This is a genomic window from Microbacterium capsulatum, from assembly GCF_030865425.1.
Lineage (GTDB): Bacteria > Actinomycetota > Actinomycetes > Actinomycetales > Microbacteriaceae > Microbacterium > Microbacterium capsulatum.
The window spans coordinates 85,097-109,789 of sequence record NZ_JAVFCB010000004.1; the positions used below are offsets into that span (position 1 = coordinate 85,097).

Consider the following 24,693-nt stretch of genomic DNA (forward strand, 5'->3'; position numbering starts at 1 on the left):
AGGAAGAGACATGACACCCGAACCGCTCAAGCTCGTCGACCGCGTGCAGGCGATCAACTGGAACCGCATCCAGGACGACAAGGACCTCGAGGTCTGGAACCGCCTGGTGAACAACTTCTGGCTGCCCGAGAAGGTGCCGCTGTCGAACGACATCCAGTCGTGGAACACGCTCACCGCCGAGGAGCAGACCCTCACTATGCGCGTGTTCACCGGCCTCACCCTGCTGGACACCATCCAGGGCACCGTGGGCGCCGTGTCGCTCATCCCCGACGCGATCACCCCGCACGAGGAGGCCGTCTACACGAACATCGCGTTCATGGAGTCGGTGCACGCGAAGAGCTACTCGTCGATCTTCTCGACGCTGTGCTCGACGAAGGAGATCGACGAGGCATTCCGCTGGTCCGTGGAGAACCCGAACCTTCAGAAGAAGGCTCAGATCGTCATGGACTACTACCGGGGCGACGAGCCGCTCAAGCGCAAGGTCGCGTCGACCCTGCTGGAGAGCTTCCTGTTCTACTCGGGCTTCTACCTGCCGATGCACTGGTCGAGCCGGGCGAAGCTCACCAACACGGCCGACCTCATCCGCCTCATCATCCGCGACGAGGCCGTGCACGGGTACTACATCGGCTACAAGTACCAGCGGGGCCTCGAGACGCTCGATCAGGCCAAGAAGGACGAGCTGATGGACTACACGTTCTCGCTGCTGTACGAGCTCTACGACAACGAGGTGCAGTACACCCAGGATCTGTACGACGAGGTCGGCCTCACCGAGGACGTCAAGCGCTTCCTGCACTACAACGCGAACAAGGCGCTGATGAACCTCGGCTACGAGGCGATGTTCCCGTCGACCGTGACGAACGTGAACCCGGCGATCCTGTCGGCGCTCTCGCCCAACGCGGACGAGAACCACGACTTCTTCTCGGGATCCGGATCCTCGTACGTCATCGGCAAGGCCGAGGCCACCGAGGACGAGGACTGGGACTTCTGAGTCCCTGACTCGGCTGGCTGCCCGAAAGGGCTGATGAGAGGCGCGGATCCGCGAGATTTCGCGGATCCGGGCCTCTTTCGTTCTCCCCGCTTCGAGCGAGGATGCCGGCCTCAGGCCTTCACGCCGACCGCTTCGGCTCGTTCCGCGGCGGTCGGGATCTGCTCGATCCGGCCGAGCACGACGATGTAGAAGAAGAGACCCACCACCAGCATGATGCCGGCGACGAGGAACGCCCAGGCGAAGCTTCCGGTCAGCTGCACGATGAACCCGGTGACGATCGGAGCGGTCGTGCCGATGATGTTGTTCACGGTGTTCATGACGGCTCCGGTGGCACCCACCGCTCCCTCCGGGGCGATCAGGGCGGGGAGGGAGTTGGTCACGCTGAACGCGATGGTGATGCCGGTCGTGCCCAGTGTGATCCACACCAGCGACCAGAAGAGGTCCTGCGTGAACGCGGTTCCGACGATCGTGGTCGCCAGCAGCATGCCGCTCACGATGAACACCCGGCGGACGGTCGTGCTGGACTTGCCGTTGCGGATCAGGCGATCCAGCCAGAAACCCGGCAGCAAGTACTGGACGATCACGGCGAACAGCCACGGGATCGCGGTGAAGAGACCGGACTTGGCGACGTCCATGTGCATCTGGGACTGCAGGAAGCCCGGCAGCCAGGTGAGCAGCATCCACTGCACGTAGCCGGCGCATCCCAGGCCGAGCGACATGCCCCACACCTTGCGCTGGCGAAGGATGTAGCCGATGTTGGCGAGCGGGTTCGGCCTCGGCGCGTCCTCGTGCTGGGCGCCTCCGGAGAGGATGTGGTCCAGCTCCGCGTCGCTCAGCTTGCCCCGGCGATTCATCTCCTTGGGGTCGCGGTAGCGGAAGAAGAAGACCGCCGTGTAGATGAGGCTGAGCGCGCCGATGGTGATGAATGCGCCGCGCCATCCGAAGACGGCCACCGCGGCGCCGACGATCGGGAAGCCGATCACGTTGGACAGGCGCTGACCGCTGTCGAAGATCACGGTGGCCAGCCCTCGCTCCGAGCGCGGGAACCAGTAGCTCGTGACCTTCATGGCGCCAGGGAAGATCGGCGCCTCGGCGAGGCCCAGGATCAGGCGGGCGACGAGGAGCAGGCCCATGCCGCTGATCATGGCGGTGAGGAAGCAGGAGATCGCCCACAGCGTCGTCGCGGCACGCATCACCCACTTGATGCCGATCTTGTCCAGCAGCATGCCCATGGGGATCTGCATGAGGGCGTAGGACCAGCCGAAGCTGCCCAGGATGATGCCGATCTGGCCCTCGGTCAGGCCGAACTCCAGGCGCATGTCATGCTCGGCGACCGACATCGAGCTGCGGTCGATGTAGTTGATGAGCACGGCGAAGAACAGCAGGAAGCCGATGGACCAGCGGACCCAGCCGATCTTCCCGGCGCGGGGGACGATCGTCCCCGTCTGGGGAATCGTGGCGGCGGCGTTGTGGGAGGGGGAAGGTGCGGGATCGGGGGAAGGGACGGACGACATGATGCGGAGACCTCTCTTGCTCGACGTCGAGTTGAGTCTGGACGCCCCGGTGCGGAGGGCGTTCGAGAACTGTAACCGGAGTCGAGAAACTTCCGCAATAAGGAAATCAAAATCCGCAGAATGAAATAATAGGTATACCAAAACAGGGTGCCGTTGGCTGGCATTGAGGGTCGAGGATGCCGAAGGCCGTCCATCGAGCGGGAATGTATTCCATAATCCGGAACCGCCATCGAGCGCGTTCCCTGTGGATCGGGCTGCTAGGGCCCGAGGCGGGAGGCCTGGACAACACGACACTTCTCGTCCTGTCAAGCCCCTACCGCTTCGACGGCGACCGGGAGATGGTGATCCTGCACGACATCCGGCTACCGAACGGAGGCACCCCTCATGGGCATGGGAGTTGGCATCGTACTGTTCGTCGTCGGCGCGATCCTCGAGTTCGCGCTGCGCGTCACCGTGACATGGATCGACGTCCACCTCGTCGGCTACATCCTGATGATCGCCGGAGGAGTGGTCTTCCTCCTCAGCCTGATCCTGCTGCTCTCGCGCCGTCGGCACCCGAATGCGCAGAGCGAGGAGGACCTGCTCTGAGACCCGGGACCAGGATCGGCCGGAGCTGAGAAGAGCCCGGATCCGCAGGCGTCCGCGGATCCGGGCTCCTCTCGTGCGTCATGTTCTGGCTCAGGAGGCCTCGACGACCTGTTTCAGGGTCTGCAGCAGCTGACTCCACATGCCCGACGAGTGCAGAGCCGCCTCTTCGCTCGGGTTGTTGTCCTGGGTCATGACGACGTGTGTGGTCGCATCGTCGCCGGACAGGGTGAACGCGAGGGTGTGATGGTTCTCCGGAAGGTCCGGTTCTCCGCTGAGCGGGCTGAAGTGCGTCAACCGGAGCAGCCGATCCGGTTCGAACGCGAGGATCTCGCCCCTGTCCTGGTAGCGCCTGCCCTCCCATTCGCCGCTCCACGTGATCGGGGACCCGAGCGCCCAGTCGGTGTGCACCTCGGCGCCGAACCACAGCTCCGGCGATCGGGCCGGATCCGTGAGCGCCGCCCAGACCTTCTCCGCCGGTGCTGCGATCTCGACCTCCGCGGTCGCGACATGATCCTCCGACGTCATCTCCGCGCCTCCTTCGCCGCGCTCCGGGTCAGACCCGCGCGCTGTAGTCCGGCAGCTGCTGCAGGGTCCAGGTGTTGCCGTCGGGGTCGTCGAACGTGACGAAGCGGCCCCAGGCCAGCTCGTCGACGCCCTCGGCCTCTGCGCCCGCGTCACGCAGGTGCGCGAGGGCCTCGTCCGCGTCGGGGACGACGACCTGGATCGTGTTCTGCTGACCGGGCTGGATCTCGGTGTGGCCGAGGCCCGTGCCGAACGCGATCGAGCACGCGGATCCGGGCGGGGTCATCTGCACGAAGCGCAGGCCCTCCATGGGCGTCCGATCGTGGTCGGCGTGGAAGCCGATCCGCTCGTAGAACTCCTTCGCGCGATCGACGTCCGTCACCGGCACGAAGATGAGTTCGATCTTCCAGTCCATGCTCCACGCTCCTCCGCGGCGGAAGCATCTCTCCCACCAGGGACGACGCTACGCCGGGGCACCGACATTCCGGCCGGCGCACTGCGACACGGTGTGATGCCAGGGCGGGGTGCGCCGCTCCGTCCGTCGGACCGGTCCGCGCCGCTCACATGTCGTCGATCGCGATGGTGCCGCGGTCGGCGTGCCGGTGCACGACCTTCCATGCGCCGTCTTCGCGGCGGTACACCTGCGTCACCCGCAGCGCATACTCGCGCGGCGTGCCGTCGACGCCGACGGACGTCAGCTCCCGGTGCACCGTGTAGGCGAAGTCGCCGCGTACGTCCGCCACCAGGAGCTCGATCCGGGTGGATGCCACGTCGGAGAACGTGCCGCCCAAGGCCCGGAAGACGTCGCGGGCCTCGTCCGCACCGAACGCCTCGTACCAGAGCCCGAGCAGACTGACCGGCTCCCTGGTCGACCACGTCTCGAGGCGGGGAGCGGCGTCGCCGCCATGGAGGGCGTCCTCCGCGGCGCGCCAGGTGGTGTCGAACCAGGCCAGGAACTCCTCGCGGTCGCTCATGGCGTCATTCTTCTCCCGGAGGACGCAGACCGCTACAGGCCGATGTCCGCCCTCCGCGGCACAATGAGGCATGGTCGAAACCAACGTCATCGGGACACCGGCGCTCACCCGCGCCGAAGGGCTCGACGCCGGGCGTACCGCCCGCGCCCGCACGCCGCGCGCCGCGCTCGCCGAGATCACGACGAAGGGGCGGGATCCGCTCGGGATCCTGGACCGGCAGAATCGCTCCCGGCTCGCGGACCTGATCCCGCTGCGCACCGAGCGGATGGCGGCCAGCCCGTTCGCGTTCTACCGCGGCACCGCGGCGCTGATGGCCGCCGACTTCGCACGGGAGCCGAACACCGGGATCCTCGTGCCGTCCTGCGGCGACGCGCACATCGGGAACTTCGGCTTCTTCGCCTCGCCGCAGCGCACGCTGCTGTTCGACCTCAACGATTTCGACGAGGCCGCCTGGGCACCCTGGGAGTGGGACCTGAAGCGGCTCGTCGCGAGCATCGTGATCGGCGCGCGGGAGGCCCGCGGATCCGCCGTCGCCGACCAGGCGGCGCGGTCGGGCGTGATCGCCTACGCCCGGGCGCTGCGCGCGGCGATCGACGCGGATCCGCTGCAGCGCTACTTCGCGCACTTCGATGCGAGCACCCGCCTGGAGGGGCTCGACGCCGACTCCCGGCAGGATCTGCAGACCGCGATCGCGGCCGCCGAGAAGCGCACGGGCAAGCGCGCCGCGCGGCGGCTCACCGTGAAGGGCGCCGACGGGCACCTCCGGTTCGTCGAGCAGCCCCCGGTGATGACGCACGCGGATCCGGACATCCGGTCGATCAGCGACCGGGCGTTCCGGCAGTACGCGGAGTCGGCCAACGTCGACGTGCAGCTGCTCCTGCGGCAGTACCGGGTGCGCGACGTCGCCCGCCGTGTGGTCGGCGTCGGCAGCGTGGGGACGCGCTGCTATCTCGCGGTGCTCGGCACGCCCGACGCGGAGCCGATGATCCTGCAGGTCAAGGAGGCGGCGCGGAGCGTGCTCGCCGAATACGGCGGCATCGACCAGCCCGCCGACCTGCAGCAGCTCATCGAGGCGCGCGGCGAGGGCGCCAGGGTCGTCGGGATGCAGCGGGTGCTGCAGGCCTTCTCGGATCCGTTCCTCGGGCACATCCGCGGTACGGAGCAGGACTACTACGTGCGGCAGTTCCACGACATGAAGGGATCCATCGACACCGACGTCATCGAGGACGAGGGCTATCGTGAATATGCGATCGCCTGCGCGATCACGCTCGCCCGCGCGCACGCGCAGGCCCCCGCCGCGACGGCCGTCTCCGGTTACGTCGGCAAGGGGCGCCGGCTCGCCGAGGTGCTGGTCGGCTGGGCGAACGCCTACGCCGACCTCGCCGCGGAGGACTACCGCGCGTTCGTCGCGCAGGCGCAGCGGAACAAGACCAAGCGAAAGAAGGAGAGCACGGCATGAAGCAGGTCCGATTCGGCGAGGGCGCAGCCCCGGCCGTCGTCGCCGGGATGATGCGCATCGAGGATCGCACGGACGCCCAGATCCGCGAGCTCTACACGCAGGCCCGGACCAGCGGCGTCGACTTCTTCGACCACGCCGACATCTACGGCACCGCCATGCACGCCTGCGAGAACCGGTTCGCAGAGGCGCTCGCGCTGTCCCCGGCGGAGCGCGACGAGATCGTGCTGCAGACCAAATGCGGGATCGTGCCGGAGTACGGCATGTTCGACTTCTCCTACGAGCACATCGTCGGACAGGTGGAGGGATCCCTCCGGGCCCTGCGCACCGACCGGATCGACGTGCTGCTGCTGCACCGCCCCGACGCGCTCGTGGAGCCGGAGGAGGTCGCCCGCGCCTTCGACGATCTCGAGGCCGCGGGCAAGGTGCGCGCATTCGGCGTCTCGAACCACACGCCGCGGCAGATCGACCTGCTCAAGACCGCGGTGCGGCAGCCGATCGTCGCGAACCAGTTGCAGCTCTCGATCACGCACGCGCCGATCATCTCCCAGCCGATCGCCTCGAACATGGCGGGCCTCGACCAGAGCATCGTCCGCGACGGGGGAGGGGTGCTCGAGTACTGCCGGATCCAGGGCATCACGGTGCAGGCCTGGTCGCCGTACCAGGCCCGCTTCTTCGACGGGGTCTTCCTGGACCACCCGGACTACCCCGGGCTGAACGCCGCGCTCCGTCGGATCGCCGCCGTGCACGGCGTCACCCCGACGGGCATCGCCACCGCGTGGATCACCCGCCACCCCGCGGGCATGCAGGTCGTGCTCGGCACCACCACCCCGTCGCGGCTGCGCGACGCGGCCGAGGGATCCGACGTCGTGCTCAGCCGGCCCGAGTGGTACGAGCTGTTCCGCGCCGCCGGGCACACGCTGCCCTGAGCGACCCCGGGACCGGGGGGATCTGGCAGGCTGTCGGCATGGCCGTCCTGTTCTCGATCCTGTTGCTCGCGCTGGTCATCGGTGCGCTCATCGACATCATCACGCGACGAGACGACCAGGTGAAGCACCTGCCGAAGATCGTCTGGATCATCCTCGTGATCCTCGTCCCGCTGGCCGGATCCCTGATCTGGTTCCTCGTCGGGCGGGAGTACTCCGGCGAGGGCGTGCGGCTGCCGCGGCCCGCGCGCGAGCGCCGGGCCCGCCCCACCGCGCCGTCGCGGTCCGCTCCGGCCGATACCCGTTCGACCGAGCAGCAGATCGCCGACCTCGACCGCGAGATCGAGGAGTGGCGGCTGCGCGCCGAGATCGAGAAGCGCAAGAAGAAGGAGCAGGACGGATCCGGCCAGGGCGGGGCGGACGCGGAATGACCGCCCCGTCCGGCAACGCGCCGCGCGCCGTCATCGGCGGCGGCAGCGGCTACCTCGGCACGGCGATCCGCGACGCGCTGCGCGTCGACGGCTACGACGTGCGCACGATCGGCCGCTCCGGCGCCGACGCCGGCTGGGACGACCCGGCGGGGATCCTCCGCCTCGTGGACGGCGTCGACCTCGTGATCGGGCTCGCCGGCCGCCGGGTGGACTGCCGCTACACCGACCGCAACCGCGACGAGATCCTGCGCTCCCGCGTCGGGACCACCCGGGCGCTGCACGACGCGATCGCCGCCGCCGAGCACCCGCCGCGGGTGTGGATGAACGGCAGTTCCGCGACCGCGTACCGCTACGCCCTCGACCGCGCCCAGACCGAGCAGGACGACTCGATCGACACCGGGTTCTCGCCCGACGTGACACGGGAGTGGGAGGCGGCGCTGTTCGCCGGCGATCTGCCCGGCACGCGCCGGATCGCCCTGCGCACCTCGCTCGTGCTCGGCCGGACCGCACCGGTCATGACCATGCTGCTGCGTCTCGCCCGGCTCGGCGCGGGCGGCCCGCAGCTCGACGGCTGGTGGTTCCCGCACCGCCGCTACCGGGGCATCGGCACGCACCCGACCGAGCCGGCGGCGCCCGGCTACGTGCGATCGCACGGACGGCAGATGTTCAGCTGGATGCACGAGCAGGATTTCGTGCAGGCGATCCGGTTCCTCCGCGACCACGACGAGATCGCCGGCCCGGTGAACATGGCATCGCCGCACGCCGTGCCGAACCGCGAGCTCATGCGCACGCTGCGCCGCGCCGTGCACGCGCCCTTCGGCATCCCCGCCTGGCGGTTCATGCTGGAGCCCGCGATGCTCGTGCTGGGCACAGAGACCGAGCTCGTGCTGAAGAGCCGCTGGGTCGCCCCGCAGGTGCTCCTCGACGCCGGCTACGTCTTCCGCTTCCCCGAGATCGAGGGCGCGGTGCAGGACATCGTCCGTCGCTGAGCCGGTCTGATAGGCATCTCAGACCAGCGTGCGCACGGAGCCGCAGGGGGTAACGGGCATGGGCGGAAGCCGGCGCTACCGGAGTGCGCGGACGGAGTCGCGCGCGATCACCGGGACGGGCAGCGTCTCGTGTGCGAGCTCCCGCACTCCGAGCAGCATCTCGACGCCCAGTCGGGCCATCTGCTCGTAGGGGAGCCGCGCGGTGGTGAGCCCGGGGCGCAGGAGGGCTCCGAGCTCCTCGTCGTCGAAGGAGACGACCGAGATGTCGCCGGGCACCCGCAGCCCGCGTTCCGCGAGCGCCTGGTACACCCCGAACGCGACGGCGTCCGTGGCGGCGATGAGCGCCGTCAGATCGGGGTGCTCGTCGAGCATCCTCGGCGTCTCCATGAAGCCGTACTCGGGGGTCCAGTCCGGCACGATCACCTCGACGGGCGTCAATCCCCGCGCTGCGAACGCGTCGCGGATCCCGGCGAGCCGGTCGGCGATCGTCACCGAGCGCCGGGGATCCGATGCGATGTGCGGGATGTCTCCGATGAAGCCGACGCGGGTGTGGCCCGCGTCCAGCAGGACGCTGGCCATCGCGCGCCCTGCCGCATACTCGTCGGGGAGGACGCTCGGCAGATCGTCGGGGGTGCGTCCGTTGACGATGACGACGGGAAAGCTCGGGGGTGCCGGCGGCACGTCCACCAGGCGGGCGGCCAGGAGGCCCACGATCACGCCGTCGACCCGGCGGTCGATCATCTCCCGGAACGCATCCGCGAGCTCCGACACGTCGTCGCCGGTCTCCGCGATCAGGACCGTGTGATCCAGCTCCTTCGCCGCGCGCAGCGTGCCGCTCAGCATCGGCGTGGCGAGTCGGGTGATCGTGACCCGGTCGGAGATGAAGCCGATCGAGCGAGTCTTTCCGGATCGCAGGCTCTGCGCGGCGAGATTGGGCTTGTAGTCGAGTTGCGCCGCCGCCTGGCGGACGCGCTCGACAGCTTCGGTGGAAAGGCGGGATGGGCGGTCGTTGAGGATGAGGCTGACGGCGGTCTTGGACATGCCGGACAGGCGCGCGACGTCCGCGAGCGTCGGTCTCCGCGTCGCACCCATGCTGCCTCCCTCTCGTCCTTCATCAATCTAACGGATCGAGAACATGATGAATCAGTTTATCTTTCTTCTTGCGGGGCGGGTAGGGCCGGTGTTACCTTCTGATAAATCGGTTCAACATCCCCTTGTCGTGATCGATACCGCGGGCACCGGGTGAGGGGCCCAAGAAGCCCGACCCATTCCAAATCTGCAACGAACCTTCCCCCACAGAAACGAGAATCTCAATGATGAGCAAAGCTTTCAAAGTCGCGGTCGCCGTCGCGACGGTCGGCGCACTCCTCGGACTCGCCGGATGCGCGAAGGGCGGATCGTCGAGCAACTCTGACGGATCCGTCACCCTCTGGACGCATAACGCCGGAAACCCGGATGAGCTCAAGGCGGTCAACCAGGTCGTCGACTCCTTCAACCAGAGCCAGAGCAAGGTCAAGGTGAAGGTCCAGGCCTTCCCGCAGGATTCGTACAACCAGTCGGTCACCGCGGCTGCGGCGTCCAAGAAGCTGCCCTGCATCATGGACATCGATGGCCCCAACGTTCCGAACTGGGCCTGGGCCGGCTACCTCGCGCCGATCAGCGGCATGGATGACACGCTTTCGAAGTTCCTGCCGTCGACCGTCGGGAAGTTCAAGGACAAGATCTACTCCTTCGGTCTCTACGATGTCTCCCTCGTCATGATCGCGCGCAAGAGCGTGCTCGACGAGAACGGGATCCGGGTCCCGACGATCCAGCAGCCCTGGACCGCAGCGGAGTACGAGGCCGCCCTCGCCAAGCTCAAGGCGAGCGGCAAGTTCGAGCAGGCGGGCGATCTCGGCACGGGGCAGACCGGGGAGTGGTGGCCCTACGCCTACTCGCCCTTCCTGCAGAGCTTCGGCGGTGACCTGATCAACCGCTCGGACTACAAGACGGCGGACGGTGCGCTGAACGGCCCGGCGGCGGTCGCCTGGGCGAACTGGTTCCACGGGCTCGTCGCCAAGGGATACGTGTCGGCGAAGTCGGGTGCCGACCCCGTCGCCGACTTCGTGAACGGCAAGACCGGCATCGTCTACTCGGGAAGCTGGGCGGCGCAGCCGGCCCGTGACAAGTTCGGCGATGACGCCCTGTTCCTGCCGTCGGTGGACCTCGGCAAGGGCCCGAAGGTGGGCGGCGCCTCATGGCAGTGGGGCATGTCCAAGAGCTGCTCCAACCCGGACGGAGCGGCCGCGTTCCTGAAGTACCTGGCGTCCGACGACAACATCGCGCTGATGGCCAAGGCCACCAAGACGATTCCGACCACCGAGGCCGCTGCGGCCAAGGTGCCGGGCTACGCGGCCGGCGGCGGGAACGACATCTTCCGGCAGTACTCGAAGAACTACGCCGTGCTGCGGCCGGTGACGCCCGGCTACCCGTTCATCGCCACGACCTTCGGCAAGGCCGCGCAGGACATCATCAACGGCGCGGACCCGAAGCAGACCCTCGACCAGGCGGTCAAGGACATCGACGCGAACCAGAAGCAGAACAACTACTTCCAGTGAGCGTCCCCGGGGCCGGCCGATCGGCCGGCCCCGTCTTCCTCAACTCCGACAGGCACCGCTGGTCCTCAGATACAAAGGAGTATTCCCGTGACCACGCAGACATCGATCGCGCATCACAGGGTGCGGGGGCAGGGGCGGGAGAAGGCCATGGCCGTGGCCATGTTCGTCCCGGCCGGTGTCCTCATCCTGACCTTCCTCATCGTCCCCGTCCTGCTCACGTTCTGGCTCGCGTTCACGAACACGCGGCTCGTCTCGCCGGATCCGCCCCAGTTCATCGGACTCGACAACTTCGCCAACCTCTTCACAGACGACACCTTCTGGGCGTCGCTGCGCAACACCATCGTGTTCACGATCGTCATCGTGCCGCTGCAGTCGGGGCTGGCGCTCGTGCTCGCACTGCTCGTGAACCGCAGGGCCCGGGGCACGACGTTCTTCCGCACCGTGTACTTCCTGCCGGTCGTCACGTCGATGGTCGTCGTGTCGATGCTCTGGCTGTTCATGTACCAGAAGGACGGCCTGATCAACGTGCTGCTCGCGAAAGTCGGGATCTCCGGTCCGGACTGGCTCGGTGACCCGCACTGGTCGCTGATCGCGATCATCGTCATGTCGGCGTGGCAGGCGATGGGGTTCCACATGATCATCTGGCTCTCCGGGCTCCAGACGATCCCCGCCGAGCTCTACGAGGCCGCGTCTCTCGACGGAGCGAGCCCGTGGCAGAAGTTCGCGAACGTCACGTGGCCGGGGCTGCGCGCGACGCGCACGTTCATCCTGATCACCATCACGATCGCCGCGTTCGGTCTGTTCACGCAGATCAATGTGATGACCCAGGGCGGCCCGCTCAACTCGACGACCACTCTCGTCTTCCAGGCCGTGCGATCCGGTTTCCAGCAGCAGCAGACCGGCTACGCGTCGGCGATCTCGCTGGTGTTCTTCGTCCTGGTGCTGGTCGTCACCATCATCCAGACCTTCCTGACTCGCGACAAGGAGGCACGTCGATGACCACCGAAGCCATCGTCACGGGGCGGACCGCTTCGCCCGACCGGAGGAAGGGCCGGGGTACCCGGATCGTACTGCTGGTCTGCAAGATCCTGCTCGCACTCGTGTTCGGGCTGCCGCTCGTCTTCATGATCGTGTCGAGCTTCAAGCCCGACCTGCAGATCTTCTCCGATCTCGGCGGCCCGCAGGCCTTCCTCCCGGTCGGGAGCCTGACGCTCGACAACTACACCGGCGTGTTCGACCGGGTCCCGTTCTGGCAGTTCATGATGAACTCGATCCTCATCTCCGTCGTCACGGTCGGGCTCGGTCTCATCATCAACTCGATGGCGGCCTTCGTGCTCGCGCGGATGCAGCTGCCCGGTCGGCGCATCCTGCTCGCCGTGGTGCTGGCCACCCTGATCGTGCCCTTCGAAGTGATGGCGCTGCCGATGCTCTGGGAGGTCAATCAGCTGCCCTACATCGACGGATCGCAGGGATGGCTCGACACCTACGCGGTGCAGATCGTGCCGTTCATCGCCAACGCGTTCTCGATCTACCTCTTCTACACCTATTTCGACTCGATCCCGAAGGAGCTCGACGAAGCGGCCAGGGTGGACGGCGCAGGCTGGTTCCGCATCTACCGCTCGATCGTCATGCCTCTCGCAGGCCCCGCGATCGCCACGGTTGCGATCCTCACCTTCCTCCCCGCCTGGAATCAGTATCTGTGGCCGCTCATGGTGACCCAGAGCGAATCCGTGCGTCCGGTGATGGTGGGCATGGGGTACTTCCATCAGCTCGGGAAGGTGTCGTGGGGGCAGATCATGGCCTACGCCAGCCTGATCACGATCCCGGTGCTTGCCCTGTTCATCGCCTTCCAGCGGTCGTTCGTGAACTCGATCGCCTCGTCGGGCGTGAAGGGGTGACGACCGCGTCGCGTCCCCGCACACGCTCCCACGCCCGGTCCGGTGCCTGCCTCGGGTTCCTCGCAGGCGGCGGCGAGCCATCGCCCGTCGCCCGCTGCCGGAACTGACCCACCAACTCAGCAAGGAGAGTTCACCGCCGATGATCGAGCGACCCCTCATTCACTTCACCCCGGCGCGCAACTGGATGAACGACCCGAACGGGCTCGTCTTCCACGAGGGGCGGTATCACTTGTTCTTCCAGTACAACCCGCACGGCCCGGTCCACGCCAACATGAGCTGGGGCCACGCCACCAGCCGCGACCTCGTGCGGTGGCAGGAGCATCCTGTCGCGATCCCGGCCGACGAGAACGAGCAGATCTTCTCGGGATCGGTCGTCGTGGACAACGAGGGCACGAGCGGGTTCGCCGCGGAGGGCGAGACCGCCCTCGTGGCCGTCTACACCTCGGTCGACGCGCAGACCTCGATCCAGAGCCAGGCCCTCGCCTACAGCGTGGACGACGGGATGACCTGGACCAAGTACGCCGGCAACCCCGTGCTCGACCGCGGATCGCTCGCATTCCGCGACCCCAAGGTCTTCCGCTACGAGGGGCCGGCGGGCGCGTACTGGGTGATGGTCGCGGTCGAGGCCGGCGACCGCCAGGTGATGCTGTACCGGTCGGACGACCTGCGCTCGTGGTCGTTCCTGTCGGCCTACGGCCCGGCGGGGGCGGTCGGCGGCGAGTGGGAGTGCCCCGACCTGTTCCCGCTCTCCCTGGATGGAGACCCGGACGACGTGCGCTGGGTGATGGTGATCAGCCTCAACCCCGGCGGGATCGCCGGTGGCTCCGGCACCCAGTACGTCGTCGGTGACTTCGACGGGGTCACGTTCACGCCCGAGCGTCCGGTCTCGGACACGCTGACCGACGTCGACTGGGTCGACTTCGGAAGCGACTGCTACGCCGGCGTGACCTTCAACGGTCTGCCGCAGGAGGAGCGCACCTTCATCGCCTGGATGGGCAACTGGGACTATGCCCGCCTGACCCCGGCGGAGACGTCGCCGTGGCGGGGCGCGATGACCCTGGCCCGACGGCTGAGCCTGGCGACCGTGGACGGGCGTCCGCAGCTGTGCGCCGACCCGATCCTGCGCGAGGGCGCGGCTGTCGACCCTGCCGCCGAGCTCCCTCCCGTGGCGCGCATCCGGGCCGGCGTGCGTCTCGGCGGCGCACCGGGCGCCGCCCTGCACCTCGAGGTCGCCGGAGCCGACGGCCAGGCCACGGTCCGCTGCGATGCGGAGAGCATCTCCGTGCACCGCAGCGGGGCGGGCAGCTTCGTCAGGCCGGGCGGCAGCGTGGAATCCGCTCCGCTCGCGGGCGACGCGGAGGCCATAGACCTCACGATCGTGGTCGACACCGGCTCGATCGAGGTGTTCGACGGATCCGGCACACGCTCGATCACCGACCTCGTCGCGTTCGGAGACGGCCGCCGCCTCACCGTCCGCGCTGCGGGCGGAGCGGTCGCGGAGCGGCTCGAGGTCGTCGACCTGTGGTCGCAATCGTGACCTGCGCGCTCGTGATCGGCGAGGCGCTGGTCGACGTGATCGCCGGGGATCCGCACCCCGGTGGCTCCCCGGTGAACGTCGCCGTTGGCCTCGCGAGGCTCGGAACCGAGGTCGAGCTGCGCACCCGGATCGGCCGGGACGACTACGGCCGCCTGCTCGCGGACCATCTGTCCCGCGCGGGTGTGACTCTCGCCCCCGGGTCGGTCGACGACCTGCCCACATCCACCGCGACCGTTACGGTCGACGGCGCGGGCGCCGCACGCTACGTGTTCGACGTGCACTGGGACGTCGCGGCGGCAACAGCCGACGGCGTCGATCTCGTGCACGTCGGATCCATCGGCGTCTACCTCGAGCCCGGCGCGACCGCGGTCGCTGCGGCGCTCGCCGACGTGCCAGAGGGCACCCTGGTGAGCTTCGACCCCAACATCCGTCCTGCGCTGCTGGGCACGCGTGCCGACGCGGTCGCGCATACCGAGGGCATCGCCGCGCTCTGCCACGTGGTGAAACTCAGCGATGAGGACGCGTTCTGGCTCTACCCCGGGGAGCCCCTCGAAGACGTGCTTCGGCGGTTCGCGGGACTCGGGGCGCGTATTGCGGTGATCACCCGCGGCGCGCGCGGCTGCCTCGCGCTGATCGGATCCGAGCTCATCGAGCTGCCGGGCCGAACCGTCGTCGTCGCAGACACCGTCGGGGCGGGTGACGCCTTCATGTCCGGCCTTCTCGCCGCGCTGACGGTGAACGGGTGCGCTCGCGAGGTTGCCGCCCGGCCGGGCGCCCTCGATGGGCTGGGAGGGAGCGCTGCGGATCGCTCAGGAGAGTGCGGGGATCACCGTCTCACGCCCGGGCGCGAACCCGCCGTGGCGGGGCGAGCTCACGCTGCTGCGCGGCTGATCGGACTGCACGCCGTACCGAACCGCGAGCTCATGCGCACGCTGCGCCGCGCCGTGCACGCGCCCTTCGGCATCCCCGCCTGGCGGTTCATGCTGGAGCCCGCGATGCTCGTGCTGGGCACCGAGACCGAGCTCGTGCTGAAGAGCCGCTGGGTCGCCCCGCAGGTGCTCCTCGACGCCGGCTACGTCTTCCGCTTCCCCGAGATCGAGGGCGCGGTGCAGGACATCGTCCGGCGCTGAGACCGGTCTGATACAGAGCGTCGGATTGAGGCCGTCAGGCGCGCACCGCGGCGCGGGCGATGTAGGCGTCGACGTTGGCCGTGGAGAGCACGTCCCGGGCGACCATGATCGCCGCGCCGAGCACGGCGGCACGCTCGCCGGCCTGGGTCTGCACGATCGCGAGGTGCTGAGTCGCGAGCGGGATGGAGCGCCGGTAGACGACTTCGCGCACCCCCGCGAGCAGGTGCTCCCCGGCGCGGGCGATGCTCCCGCCGAGCACGATCACGGACGGATTCAGCAGATTCACGACGGTCGCCAGGACTTCGCCGACATCGCGCCCGGCCTGCCGGGTGGCCTCGATCGCGAGCGCGTTGCCGCTGCGCACGAGCTCCACGACGTCCGAGCTGCTGCGCGCGTCGAGTCCGTGCGCGCGCAGCGCCGCGGCGATCGCGGTGCCGCTGGCGAGGTCCTCGAGGTCGCGGTCCTCACCCGGGGCGTGCGGCGACTCCGGGGAGTAGGGCACCTTGACGTGTCCCATATCGCCGGCCGAGCCCTGTGCGCCGCGCTGCAACTGACCGCCCGCGATGATGCCGGCGCCGATGCCCGTCGCGACCTTCACGAACACGAGGTCGCCGACGTCGGGGAAGCCCACGGCGTGCTCGCCGAGGGCGAGCACGTTCACGTCGTTGTCCACGAGGACAGGCACGTCGAAGGTGCGCTGCACGTATTCCGGCACGTCGAAGCGGTCCCAGCCCGGCATGATCGGGGGGTTGTACGGGCGCCCGGTCGAGTGCTCCACCGGCCCGGGCACGCCGATACCGACGCCGAGCAGCCGCTGGGAGCGGATCGACTCGCGAGCCATGAGCTCCTGGCCGTCCGAGATCACCAGGTCGAGGACGGTGGTGGGGCCATCGGCGATGCTGAGGGTGCGGGTCGTGCTCTCCAGGATCCGCCCCGCGAGATCCGAGACGGCGACCGTCGCATGCGACGCGCCCAGGTCCACGCCGAGGACGACGCCGACGCGCGCATTGAACGCGACGCGCGAGGGGGGGCGGCCGCCCGTGGAGACCCCTTCGCCCGCGGGCGTGACCAGGCCGGAGGCGAGAAGCGCGTCGACCCGGGCGGACACGGTCGACCGCGCCAGCCCGGTGAGGTGCACCAGGTCGGCCTTCGTGCGGGCGCGGCCGTCCAGGAGCAGCTGCAGGATGTCGCCCGCGCCCGGCGACGCGCCGCCGTTCAGCCGGTCGGGGTCGTTCATAGCGTCAGTAAACCACACCGGATCCGCGGAACTACTCACCAACATTCGACGGGAGGTGCATATCTTTTGTCTGTTGCTTGACAAAAGAGTGTCGACCTGTGTCAGAATCGACGACATGACAACGGATGTCACCCAGGTCGACGTCGGAACGATCCGCGCCGGGTTCCTCGGCGGAGGCTTCATGGCGCAGGCGCACACCCGCGCCGCCCGGGCCGCTGGTGCGGTCCTCGCCGGACTCGCCAGCTCGACCCCGGAGCGCGCCGCCGCGGCCGCCGCGGAGCTCGGCGTCACCGGGTCCGGCACTGTCGAGGAGCTCCTCGCGAGCGATGTCGCGGTCGTGCACATCTGCACGCCGAACGCGACCCACGCGTCCCTGGCGCTGCGGGCGCTCGAGGCGGGCAAGCACGTCATCTGCGAGAAGCCGCTCGCCACCGCGCTGGTCGATGCGGTCGGGCTCGCAGAGGCGGCACACCTGCGCAGTGCGGTGGCAGCCGTGCCGTTCGTCTACCGCTACCACCCGATGGTCCGGGAAGCCAGGGCCCGCGTTCAGGCCGGCGAACTGGGCGCGCTGCTCACCGTCGACTGCGGCTATCTGCAGGACTGGATGCTCCTTCCCACGGATGACGACTGGCGCGCGACCTCGGACGGCGGCGGCCCCTCCCGGGCCTTCGCCGACATCGGCTCGCACCTGTGCGACCTGCTCGAGTTCGTGGCCGGGGAGCGCATCGTGCGGCTCACCGCCCGCAGCCGCCGGGTGTACGACGAGCGCGGCGGCCACCCGGTCGGCAACGAGGACGCGGTCGCGATCCTCGTCGAGATGTCCTCCGGTGCGCTTGGCACCCTGCTCGTGTCGCAGATGGCCGCCGGGCGCAAGAATGCGCTCACCCTGGAACTGCACGGGTCGGCGGAGAGTATCCGCTTCGACCAGGAGCGTCCCGAAGAGCTCTGGATCGGCGCCCGGGAGGGCAATCGCCAGCTGTTCCGCGACCCGCAGGCCGCGCACCCCGGCGTCGCCCGGTTCTCCCGCCTGCCCGTCGGCCACGCCCAGGGCTATCAGGACGCGTTCAACGCGTTCGTGGCCGACGCCTACGCAGCGATCGCAGGGGACGCCCCCGACGGCCTGCCGACCTTCGACGACGGCGTGCGCGCGGTCCGGCTCACCGAGGCGGTCCTCATGGCCGCCGGCGAGCAGCGCTGGGTCGACGTCGCCGAAAGCCGGCCCTGACCAATCCGCCCGCCGCACCACCTCTCGAACAGGAAGACAGCATGACAGTCGACTTCGATCTCGTGATCGTCGGATCCGGCCCGAACGGCGCGATCGTCGCCCGGCGGGTGCACGAGCAGGACCCGGACGCCCGGATCCTCGTCGTCGAGGCCGGCCCCGCCATCACCGGCATCGCCGGGGAGCACCTCGTGGAGGTGGACGAGAATGCGATGAACGCCTCATACGAGGACCTCATGCGGCGCGCCCGCCAGATCGAGTATGTCAAGGGTGCCGCGTCGATGAACGAGATCGCGGGGGACACCTGGAACCCGGGCGCGACCGGGATCTTCCCCGCCGCCTTCTTCGGGCACAACTTCGCTTCGTTCCCCGGTGCGTCCCTCGCATGGAACATCGGCGGCATGGGCGTGCACTGGACGGCGGCGACGCCGTGGCCCTATGCCGAGGAGATCCCGGCGTTCCTCCCGCGCGCGGAGTGGGACGAGGACCTCGAGACCGCCCGCGCGCTGCTGCGCACCACCGAGGGCAGACTCGTGGAGAACCCGTTCACCGAGCCGATCTTCGCCGCGATCCGCGCGGCCGTGCCCAGCCCCGACCCCGAGCGGCGGTTCGGGTACATGCCCATGGCCGGGGTGACGCACACGGACCGTCCGTTCGCGCGCACCGGTCCCCGCGACATTGCGCCCGCCCTGTTCGACGGGAGCGAGCCCAATCTGACACTGCGCTCCGGGGTGCTGATCACCCGGATCGAGCACGACGGAGGGCGCGTGACCGGCCTCGTCGGCCGCGATCTCGCGACCGGTGCCGAGGAGGAGTTCCGCGGCCGCGTCGTGCTGATCGCGGGCGACGCGCTGCGGACGCCGCAGCTGCTCTGGGCGTCCGGCATCCGCCCCGAGGCGCTCGGCGTGCGGCTGAACGAGCACGCGTCGATCGACGGCGATGTGGAGATCGACGCCGCCCGTCTGGGGCTGACCGACGCGGACATTCCCGTCCCGCCCGCCGGGGAGCCGTTCATCGGCTCGTACTGGAGCCCGTCGATCGGCGCCGAGCGCCCCGCCCACGGCCAGCTCATGGAGCGCGAGGTCGACGGGAAGCACATCCTCGGTGTCGGCTGGTACTGCGCGACCGAGATCCGTCCGGAGAACCGGATCGAGTTCTCCGACGAAACCACCGATGCCGTCGGCATGCCCCACATGACCGTGCATTTCTCCTACTCGGAGAAGGACATGGCGGTGATCCGCCGCACGATGGACGTGCAGCGCGCCGCCGCGAACGCCGTCGGGGTGTTCCCCGACGGCGACTCGGAGATCCTGCCGCCCGGCGCCTCGCTGCACTACACCGGCACGGTCCGCATGGGAGCCGAGGACGACGGCACCAGCGTCGTCGACACCGACGGCCGGGTCTGGGGCTTCGAGAACCTCTACCTCGCCGGGAACGGCGTCGTCCCGACGGCCCTGACCTGCAACGCCACCCTGACCGGGGCGACGCTCTCGGTGCGGATCGCCCGCGCCGTCGCGGCCGCCCTCTGAGTATCACCCGAACCCGACCCCCCACCCCGATACAGAGGAGAATGCGATGCACCTCACCACCCGACGGTCGCGTCGAGCAATGCTGCTCGGCACCGCCGTCCTCACCGCCGGCGCCCTGCTGCTGACCGGTTGCGGACGCAGCAGCGACACCGGTTCGCCCAGCAGCGGCACCGGCGCCGCGATCGACGACAAGCCGGCGAAGGGCACGGTCCAGCTCTGGGCCGAAGGCGCCGACGGCGACAAGCTGCCGGACATGATCGCCGAGTTCAAGAAGTCCAACCCCGACGTCGACATCAAGCTGACCAAGATCCCCTCGGACCAGTTCGCGTCGAAGATGACGGCCGCGATCACCGCCGGCACCGTGCCGGACCTGCTGTTCGCCTATACCGAGGATCAGCCCGCCCTGCTGAACACCGGCGGATTCGACGCCGTGCCGGACGGCCTGGCGAAGAAGGACGACTTCTTCCCGGCGATCTGGAACAACTCGATCGTGAAGGACGTGCAGTACGGCGTGCCGTGGTACACCTACGCGAACATGCTCATCTACCGCAGCGACCTCGCGCAGAAGGCGGGGGTCACCGCCGCTCCGAAGACCTGGGACGAGCAGAAGGCATTCGGCGAGAAGCTCAAGGCCGCGGGGTCCGAGTTCCCGTTCGCGCTCGCCGTCAACTACGACAAGTACAGCGCGGGACAGCTGCAGGTCATGGCCGTGCAGAACGGCGGTGCCTTCCTGAACAAGGACCGCACGAAGTGGACCCTGAACGACCCGAAGAACGTCGCGGCGCTCGACTACTGGGCCGGTCTCATCAAGAGCGGTCTGTCGTCGCCGGACGGCCCGCAGTTCCTGGACACGGTGCCGTGGTCCTCGCAGGGCAAGAACGCCGCCATCGTGGATGGCGGACCGTGGTTCAAGGCCTGGTTCAACGACGCCAACGGCGCCGACTGGGCGAAGGACCACCTCGCCTTCGGGCAGAACCCCACCGGCCCGAACGGAGGCAAGGGCGCGACGACGGGCGGAGGCAGCTGGCTCGTGCCCAAGGACGCCAAGAACAAGGACGCGTCCTGGAAGTTCGTACGCTGGATGTCCGCCTCCGCGCAGCAGGTGAAGTGGTACCAGATCTTCGGCAACATGCCGGCGCTCAAGGCCGCCTGGGACGACTCGGCGATGAAGGGCGACCCGATGCTGGAGACCGTCCGCTCCGCGCTCGACAACGGCGTGGCGCAGCCCAACGTCCCGACCTGGTCGCAGGTCGGCGACGTGATCGGCAAGCAGATGGAACGGGTCGTGCGCGGCGGGGTCTCGGCCAAGGACGCGCTCGATGCCGCGCAGCAGCAGGCGGAGTCGATCGGGCTGGGCGGGAAGTAGTCGCCGATGTCGACCGCCACGCGCGCTCTGCTCACCCTGGGGGCGTCCTCGCGACGCCCCCGGGGCACCACCCGGGCCGCCTCCGTGCATGAGGGTTCCCGCGCGGAGGCGGCCACCGGATGGATCTTCCTGATCCCGTTCCTGCTGATCTTCGCCGTCTTCACCGCCGTACCCACGGCCCTGGCGGTCGGCGCGAGCCTCACCGACATGACGGCCCGCGACATCCGCGATCCGTTCAACGTCAACTTCACCGGGTTCGAGGCCTACGGCAAGGTCCTGGGATCCTCGGCGTTCCAGGGCGCGTTCGGGAACACGGTGATGTTCGTGGTGCTGTGCGTGCCGCTCAGCATGGGGCTCGGGTTCGCTCTCGCGCTCATGCTGAACAACGGCATCCGGCGGCTGCGCACCTTCTTCCGTGCGGCCGTGTACGTGCCGGTGATCACGAACATCGTGGCGGCCGCCGTGATCTGGCAGTACGCCTTCTCGATCTCCGGTCCGGTCAACAGCGCCTTCTCGAACCTGGGCGTCCCGGTCGTGAACTGGCTGGGCAAGCCGGAGTGGGCGATCGTGACCGTGGTGATGATGGGGGTCTGGCGCAACGCCGGAACCTGCATGATCCTGTTCCTCGCCGGTCTCCAGGCCGTCTCAGAGGAGATCTACGAGGCCGCCGCGACGGATGGGGCCTCCACGATGCGCCGGCTCTGGTCGATCACGCTGCCCCTGCTGCGACCCACGACGCTCCTCGTCACGGTGCTGATGACGGTGTCGTTCCTGAACATCTTCGAGGAGCCGTTCCTGCTCACCAAGGGCGGTCCGCTCGGATCGACCACGCCGATGGCGCTGTGGGTCTATCAGCAGTTCGGTTTCGGCAACATCGCCTCGTCGATGGCCGGATCCGTGATCCTGCTGATCCTCGTCGGCATCGTCGCCTTCATCCAGTTCCGAATGCTGAGGCCGAAGCATTGAACAAGACGACCCCCCTCCGCTCCACGTTGACCTACGTCGCTCTCGCGGTGATCACGGTCCTGATGCTGCTCCCGTTCGTCTGGGTGTTCTTCGGATCGTTCAAGACGCAGGCCGAGTTCTTCTCGGATCCGGGAGCCTGGTTCCCGCGTTCGTTCCAGGTGCAGAACTACGTCGGCCTGTTCATGAACGGCGGGTTCGGCGGCTACATGGTCAACAGCATCGTCGTCTCGGCGATCGTCGTGGTATGCAACGTCCTGTTCAGCGCGATGGCGGGCTATGCGCTCGCGAAGCTGCGCTTCCGCGGCCGGGCCGTGATCTTCCCGCTCGTGATCGTTTCGATGATCGTGCCCTACGTCGCTCTGTTCGTGCCGCAGTTCGTCATCGTCGTGCAGCTGGGTCTCGTGAACACGCTCCTCGCGATCGCGCTGCCGCTGCTCGTGATGCCGCTCAGCGTGTTCATCATGCGCCAGTTCGCGCACGGTGTGCCGTTCGAACTGCTCGAAGCGGCGCGCCTGGACGGCGCGGGGGAGGCGCGGATCTTCTTCCGGGTCTTCCTGCCGCTGACCGGGCCGGGGCTCGCGACCGTCGGCATCCTGTCGTTCCTGTCGTCCTGGAACAACTTCCTCTGGCCGCTCGTGGTCGCGCAGTCGCAGGACGTCTACACGGCGCCCGTCGGACTCGCGGTCGCGTCCCAGGCGTCCAACACCATCGCGTTCGGCATGCTGCTGGCCGGCGCCATGGTCGTGCTGCTGCCGATTCTCATCCTGTTCCTCTTCCTGCAGAAGTACTTCATCCAGGGCGTCGCCGCCACCGGACTGAAGTGACCCGTCGAAAGGACGCCGCCATGCCGGTGAAAGACTTCGCGTTCGCCCTCAACGCCATCCAGTGGATCAACGTCAAGGAGGATCCCGGCGACCTCGACAGCGCGAGCCTGTGGCGCTTCGCCGATCCCTCGTTCGTCGCGGAGTACCCGGGAGTGCTCCGCGAGATCCGCCGGGCAGGATTCGACGCGACCATGCTCGAGGTGCTCGACACGCAGACCCTGCAGAACTACGCCGCGATGATCGCAGACGCGGGGCTCGCCCTCGCCCCCGGCTACGTGCAGGTGCCGCTCGCGAGCGAGCACGGAGGCCGGCTGGAGCGCGGGACGTTCGAGCGGATCCACTGGTTCGACGGGGTGCGCCGCAAGGCCGAGGAGTCGAACTACTTCGGGCTGTCGCGCATCTTCCTCGCCGCCGAGGTGAATCAGGACGGGATCCGCTGGCAGCGGCCGGCGGTGGGCCACGACTTCTCCCAGGACCGGCTGGACGAGCTCACCGACCTCATCGACGAGGCCGTCGACGTGCTCAACGCGGAGGGTGTGAAGCCCGGATTGCACAACCACGTCGGGACCTGGATCGAGACACAGCACGAGTACGAGCACGTCCTGAACGCGATCGACGCATCCCGTCTCGGCGCCGCGTTCGACATCGGCCACCTGGAATGGGCCGGCATCAGCGCCAAGCAGGCCATCACCGACTGGGCCGGGCGAGTGCAGGACCTGCACCTCAAGGACCTCGACCTGGACCTCGCACGACGCAGCCGCGAGGAGGGCCTCGGCTACGAGCGCGCGACCGACCTCGGGCTGTACAAGGAGCCGGGGCTCGGGCAGATCGACCTCGTCGACACGCTCTCCGCGCTGCCGGACGACTTCGGCGGATGGATCATCATCGAGGTGGACCGCGCGAGCATGGACCCCGTGCAGAGCGCGCAGCACACGGCGCGCTGGGTCGCCGACATCACCGCCTGAGAGGACGAGACGATGAGCCAGAGCACGCATCCGGTCACCCTGTTCACCGGACAGTGGGCCGACCTGCCCTTCGAGGAGGTCGCCCGGCTCGCAGCGTCCTGGGGCTACGACGGGCTCGAGATCGCCGCGAGCGGCGACCATCTCGACCTGCAGCGCGCCGACGAGGACGACGCCTACCTCGCGTCGCGGCGCGAGATCCTGGAACGGCACGGGCTCGACGTCTTCGCGATCTCGAACCACCTCGCCGGCCAGGCGGTGTGCGACGCTCCGATCGACTTCCGTCATCGTGCGATCCTGCGCAACTACGTGTGGGGCGACGGCGACGAGGAGGGGGTGCGGCAGCGTGCCGCGGAGGACATGAAGCGCGCGGCGCGCGTGGCCCGCAAGCTCGGTGTCGACACGGTCGTCGGCTTCACCGGGTCTTCGATCTGGCCGTACGTGGCGATGTTCCCGCCGGTCGGGGAGGACGTGATCGCCGCGGGCTTCGAGGACTTCGCCACCCGCTGGAACCCGATCCTGGACGTGTTCGACGCAGAGGGCGTGCGGTTCGCGCACGAGGTGCATCCTTCAGAGATCGCATACGACTACTGGAGCTCGCGTCGCGCCCTCGAGGCCATCGGGCACCGCGAGGCGTTCGGCTTCAACTGGGATCCGTCGCACATGATGTGGCAGAACATCGATCCGGTCGGTTTCATCTGGGACTTCCAGGACCGGATCTACCACGTGGACTGCAAGGACACCCGGATGCGCCCGCAGAACGGCCGCGCGGGCGTGCTCGGCTCGCACCTGCCCTGGGGCGACCCACGGCGCGGCTGGGACTTCGTCTCGACGGGCCACGGCGACGTGCCGTGGGAGGACTCGTTCCGTGCCCTGGAAGCGGTCGGCTACGACGGCCCGATCTCGATCGAGTGGGAGGACGCCGGCATGGACCGCCTGCACGGCGCCGCCGAAGCGGTCGGCTTCGTGCGGTCCCTGCTGTGGCCGAAGCCGACAGCCTCGTTCGACGCCGCCTTCAGCAATCAATAGCCGCCGGC

The 24,693-nt window shown here is 68.6% G+C and carries 24 protein-coding genes; 18 read left to right on the plus strand and 6 right to left on the minus strand.

Annotation, left to right across the window (positions count from 1 at the left end; genetic code table 11):
• The first annotated feature begins 10 nt into the window (after positions 1–10).
• On the plus strand, positions 11–988 hold the full coding sequence (gene nrdF / locus RBR11_RS08030) for a class 1b ribonucleoside-diphosphate reductase subunit beta (RefSeq protein ID WP_308488810.1): 978 nt from the start codon (positions 11–13) through the stop codon (positions 986–988).
• Between the two features lie 110 nt (positions 989–1,098).
• Here nrdF and RBR11_RS08035 read toward each other — a convergent pair whose 3' ends face one another.
• Positions 1,099–2,502 (minus strand): MFS transporter, encoded by a 1,404-nt coding sequence (locus RBR11_RS08035; protein ID WP_308488811.1) that lies wholly within the window; start codon positions 2,500–2,502, stop codon positions 1,099–1,101.
• Positions 2,503–2,886: 384 nt separating this feature from the next.
• On the opposite strand from RBR11_RS08035, the gene RBR11_RS08040 reads away from it, so the two are divergent.
• On the plus strand, positions 2,887–3,090 hold the full coding sequence (locus tag RBR11_RS08040) for a DUF6458 family protein (RefSeq protein ID WP_308488812.1): 204 nt from the start codon (positions 2,887–2,889) through the stop codon (positions 3,088–3,090).
• A 90-nt stretch (positions 3,091–3,180) separates the two neighbouring features.
• Here the strand turns inward: RBR11_RS08040 and RBR11_RS08045 are convergent, their stop codons facing one another.
• The 3 genes from RBR11_RS08045 to RBR11_RS08055 form a co-directional block, all read right to left on the minus strand.
• Positions 3,181–3,615 carry an SRPBCC family protein gene (locus tag RBR11_RS08045; protein ID WP_308488813.1) on the minus strand — a complete coding sequence of 145 codons (435 nt, stop codon included), beginning with the start codon at positions 3,613–3,615 and terminating at the stop codon, positions 3,181–3,183.
• A 28-nt stretch (positions 3,616–3,643) separates the two neighbouring features.
• Positions 3,644–4,027 carry a VOC family protein gene (locus tag RBR11_RS08050; protein ID WP_308488814.1) on the minus strand — a complete coding sequence of 128 codons (384 nt, stop codon included), beginning with the start codon at positions 4,025–4,027 and terminating at the stop codon, positions 3,644–3,646.
• Positions 4,028–4,172: 145 nt separating this feature from the next.
• On the minus strand, positions 4,173–4,586 hold the full coding sequence (locus tag RBR11_RS08055; RefSeq protein WP_308488815.1) for a nuclear transport factor 2 family protein: 414 nt from the start codon (positions 4,584–4,586) through the stop codon (positions 4,173–4,175).
• A 70-nt stretch (positions 4,587–4,656) separates the two neighbouring features.
• Between RBR11_RS08055 and RBR11_RS08060 the strand changes: the two genes are divergently transcribed.
• The 4 genes from RBR11_RS08060 to RBR11_RS08075 are packed head-to-tail and all read left to right on the plus strand — an operon-like array spanning position 4,657 to position 8,388.
• On the plus strand, positions 4,657–6,045 hold the full coding sequence (locus tag RBR11_RS08060) for a DUF2252 domain-containing protein (RefSeq protein WP_308488816.1): 1,389 nt from the start codon (positions 4,657–4,659) through the stop codon (positions 6,043–6,045).
• On the plus strand, positions 6,042–6,971 hold the full coding sequence (locus tag RBR11_RS08065; protein WP_308488817.1) for an aldo/keto reductase: 930 nt from the start codon (positions 6,042–6,044) through the stop codon (positions 6,969–6,971). Before RBR11_RS08060 ends, RBR11_RS08065 begins: the two co-directional genes overlap by 4 nt.
• Before the next feature lie 38 nt (positions 6,972–7,009).
• Positions 7,010–7,399, plus strand: a complete 390-nt coding sequence (locus tag RBR11_RS08070) for a PLD nuclease N-terminal domain-containing protein (protein WP_308488818.1) — start codon at positions 7,010–7,012, stop codon at positions 7,397–7,399.
• The gene (locus RBR11_RS08075; RefSeq protein ID WP_308488819.1) at positions 7,396–8,388 is read left to right on the plus strand and encodes an epimerase; all 993 of its coding nucleotides are present in this window, start codon (positions 7,396–7,398) and stop codon (positions 8,386–8,388) included. The genes RBR11_RS08070 and RBR11_RS08075 overlap by 4 nt, the downstream gene beginning before the upstream one ends.
• A 75-nt stretch (positions 8,389–8,463) precedes the next feature.
• Here the strand turns inward: RBR11_RS08075 and RBR11_RS08080 are convergent, their stop codons facing one another.
• The gene (locus RBR11_RS08080; protein WP_308488820.1) at positions 8,464–9,480 is read right to left on the minus strand and encodes a LacI family DNA-binding transcriptional regulator; all 1,017 of its coding nucleotides are present in this window, start codon (positions 9,478–9,480) and stop codon (positions 8,464–8,466) included.
• 224 nt (positions 9,481–9,704) lie between these two features.
• On the opposite strand from RBR11_RS08080, the gene RBR11_RS08085 reads away from it, so the two are divergent.
• The 5 genes from RBR11_RS08085 (at position 9,705) to RBR11_RS08105 (ending at position 15,550) form a co-directional block, all read left to right on the plus strand.
• Entirely contained in the window at positions 9,705–10,985 is a 1,281-nt protein-coding gene (locus RBR11_RS08085; RefSeq protein WP_308488821.1) for an ABC transporter substrate-binding protein, read from the plus strand.
• A gap of 87 nt (positions 10,986–11,072) precedes the next feature.
• On the plus strand, positions 11,073–11,984 hold the full coding sequence (locus RBR11_RS08090) for a carbohydrate ABC transporter permease (protein WP_373889780.1): 912 nt from the start codon (positions 11,073–11,075) through the stop codon (positions 11,982–11,984).
• Entirely contained in the window at positions 11,981–12,883 is a 903-nt protein-coding gene (locus RBR11_RS08095) for a carbohydrate ABC transporter permease (RefSeq protein ID WP_373889781.1), read from the plus strand. The genes RBR11_RS08090 and RBR11_RS08095 overlap by 4 nt, the downstream gene beginning before the upstream one ends.
• Before the next feature lie 139 nt (positions 12,884–13,022).
• Positions 13,023–14,420: a glycoside hydrolase family 32 protein gene (locus RBR11_RS08100; protein ID WP_308488822.1), complete on the plus strand. Its 1,398-nt coding sequence runs from the start codon at positions 13,023–13,025 to the stop codon at positions 14,418–14,420.
• Positions 14,405–15,550 carry a PfkB family carbohydrate kinase gene (locus RBR11_RS08105; RefSeq protein ID WP_308488823.1) on the plus strand — a complete coding sequence of 382 codons (1,146 nt, stop codon included), beginning with the start codon at positions 14,405–14,407 and terminating at the stop codon, positions 15,548–15,550. The genes RBR11_RS08100 and RBR11_RS08105 overlap by 16 nt, the downstream gene beginning before the upstream one ends.
• Positions 15,551–15,584: 34 nt before the next feature.
• On the opposite strand, the gene RBR11_RS08110 is transcribed toward RBR11_RS08105, so the two are convergent.
• Entirely contained in the window at positions 15,585–16,787 is a 1,203-nt protein-coding gene (locus RBR11_RS08110) for an ROK family transcriptional regulator (protein ID WP_308488824.1), read from the minus strand.
• 115 nt (positions 16,788–16,902) lie between these two features.
• Between RBR11_RS08110 and RBR11_RS08115 the strand changes: the two genes are divergently transcribed.
• From RBR11_RS08115 to RBR11_RS08145, 7 genes are read left to right on the plus strand one after another with little or no spacing between them, the layout of a single operon-like run.
• Positions 16,903–18,012: a Gfo/Idh/MocA family protein gene (locus RBR11_RS08115; RefSeq protein ID WP_308488825.1), complete on the plus strand. Its 1,110-nt coding sequence runs from the start codon at positions 16,903–16,905 to the stop codon at positions 18,010–18,012.
• A 41-nt stretch (positions 18,013–18,053) separates the two neighbouring features.
• A complete protein-coding gene (locus RBR11_RS08120; RefSeq protein WP_308488826.1) occupies positions 18,054–19,538 on the plus strand; it encodes a GMC oxidoreductase in 1,485 nt (494 codons plus the stop codon).
• A gap of 46 nt (positions 19,539–19,584) precedes the next feature.
• Entirely contained in the window at positions 19,585–20,904 is a 1,320-nt protein-coding gene (locus RBR11_RS08125) for a sugar ABC transporter substrate-binding protein (protein WP_308488827.1), read from the plus strand.
• A 6-nt stretch (positions 20,905–20,910) separates the two neighbouring features.
• On the plus strand, positions 20,911–21,870 hold the full coding sequence (locus RBR11_RS08130; RefSeq protein WP_308488828.1) for a carbohydrate ABC transporter permease: 960 nt from the start codon (positions 20,911–20,913) through the stop codon (positions 21,868–21,870).
• Positions 21,867–22,694 carry a carbohydrate ABC transporter permease gene (locus tag RBR11_RS08135; protein WP_308488829.1) on the plus strand — a complete coding sequence of 276 codons (828 nt, stop codon included), beginning with the start codon at positions 21,867–21,869 and terminating at the stop codon, positions 22,692–22,694. The genes RBR11_RS08130 and RBR11_RS08135 overlap by 4 nt, the downstream gene beginning before the upstream one ends.
• Positions 22,695–22,714: 20 nt before the next feature.
• On the plus strand, positions 22,715–23,659 hold the full coding sequence (locus RBR11_RS08140; protein WP_308488830.1) for a sugar phosphate isomerase/epimerase family protein: 945 nt from the start codon (positions 22,715–22,717) through the stop codon (positions 23,657–23,659).
• A gap of 12 nt (positions 23,660–23,671) precedes the next feature.
• Positions 23,672–24,685: a sugar phosphate isomerase/epimerase family protein gene (locus RBR11_RS08145; RefSeq protein ID WP_308488831.1), complete on the plus strand. Its 1,014-nt coding sequence runs from the start codon at positions 23,672–23,674 to the stop codon at positions 24,683–24,685.
• Positions 24,686–24,693: the final 8 nt, after the last annotated feature.

Excerpts from the sequence above, each read along its gene's own strand:
- nrdF (WP_308488810.1), top strand. The coding sequence starts at position 11 with ATGACACCCGAACCGCTCAAGCTCGTCGACCGCGTGCAGGCGATCAAC.
- RBR11_RS08035 (WP_308488811.1), bottom strand. The coding sequence starts at position 2,502 with ATGTCGTCCGTCCCTTCCCCCGATCCCGCACCTTCCCCCTCCCACAAC.
- RBR11_RS08040 (WP_308488812.1), top strand. The coding sequence starts at position 2,887 with ATGGGCATGGGAGTTGGCATCGTACTGTTCGTCGTCGGCGCGATCCTC.
- RBR11_RS08045 (WP_308488813.1), bottom strand. The coding sequence starts at position 3,615 with ATGACGTCGGAGGATCATGTCGCGACCGCGGAGGTCGAGATCGCAGCA.
- RBR11_RS08050 (WP_308488814.1), bottom strand. The coding sequence starts at position 4,027 with ATGGACTGGAAGATCGAACTCATCTTCGTGCCGGTGACGGACGTCGAT.
- RBR11_RS08055 (WP_308488815.1), bottom strand. The coding sequence starts at position 4,586 with ATGAGCGACCGCGAGGAGTTCCTGGCCTGGTTCGACACCACCTGGCGC.
- RBR11_RS08060 (WP_308488816.1), top strand. The coding sequence starts at position 4,657 with ATGGTCGAAACCAACGTCATCGGGACACCGGCGCTCACCCGCGCCGAA.
- RBR11_RS08065 (WP_308488817.1), top strand. The coding sequence starts at position 6,042 with ATGAAGCAGGTCCGATTCGGCGAGGGCGCAGCCCCGGCCGTCGTCGCC.
- RBR11_RS08070 (WP_308488818.1), top strand. The coding sequence starts at position 7,010 with ATGGCCGTCCTGTTCTCGATCCTGTTGCTCGCGCTGGTCATCGGTGCG.
- RBR11_RS08075 (WP_308488819.1), top strand. The coding sequence starts at position 7,396 with ATGACCGCCCCGTCCGGCAACGCGCCGCGCGCCGTCATCGGCGGCGGC.
- RBR11_RS08080 (WP_308488820.1), bottom strand. The coding sequence starts at position 9,480 with ATGGGTGCGACGCGGAGACCGACGCTCGCGGACGTCGCGCGCCTGTCC.
- RBR11_RS08085 (WP_308488821.1), top strand. The coding sequence starts at position 9,705 with ATGAGCAAAGCTTTCAAAGTCGCGGTCGCCGTCGCGACGGTCGGCGCA.
- RBR11_RS08095 (WP_373889781.1), top strand. The coding sequence starts at position 11,981 with ATGACCACCGAAGCCATCGTCACGGGGCGGACCGCTTCGCCCGACCGG.
- RBR11_RS08100 (WP_308488822.1), top strand. The coding sequence starts at position 13,023 with ATGATCGAGCGACCCCTCATTCACTTCACCCCGGCGCGCAACTGGATG.
- RBR11_RS08110 (WP_308488824.1), bottom strand. The coding sequence starts at position 16,787 with ATGAACGACCCCGACCGGCTGAACGGCGGCGCGTCGCCGGGCGCGGGC.
- RBR11_RS08115 (WP_308488825.1), top strand. The coding sequence starts at position 16,903 with ATGACAACGGATGTCACCCAGGTCGACGTCGGAACGATCCGCGCCGGG.
- RBR11_RS08120 (WP_308488826.1), top strand. The coding sequence starts at position 18,054 with ATGACAGTCGACTTCGATCTCGTGATCGTCGGATCCGGCCCGAACGGC.
- RBR11_RS08125 (WP_308488827.1), top strand. The coding sequence starts at position 19,585 with ATGCACCTCACCACCCGACGGTCGCGTCGAGCAATGCTGCTCGGCACC.
- RBR11_RS08130 (WP_308488828.1), top strand. The coding sequence starts at position 20,911 with ATGTCGACCGCCACGCGCGCTCTGCTCACCCTGGGGGCGTCCTCGCGA.
- RBR11_RS08140 (WP_308488830.1), top strand. The coding sequence starts at position 22,715 with ATGCCGGTGAAAGACTTCGCGTTCGCCCTCAACGCCATCCAGTGGATC.
- RBR11_RS08145 (WP_308488831.1), top strand. The coding sequence starts at position 23,672 with ATGAGCCAGAGCACGCATCCGGTCACCCTGTTCACCGGACAGTGGGCC.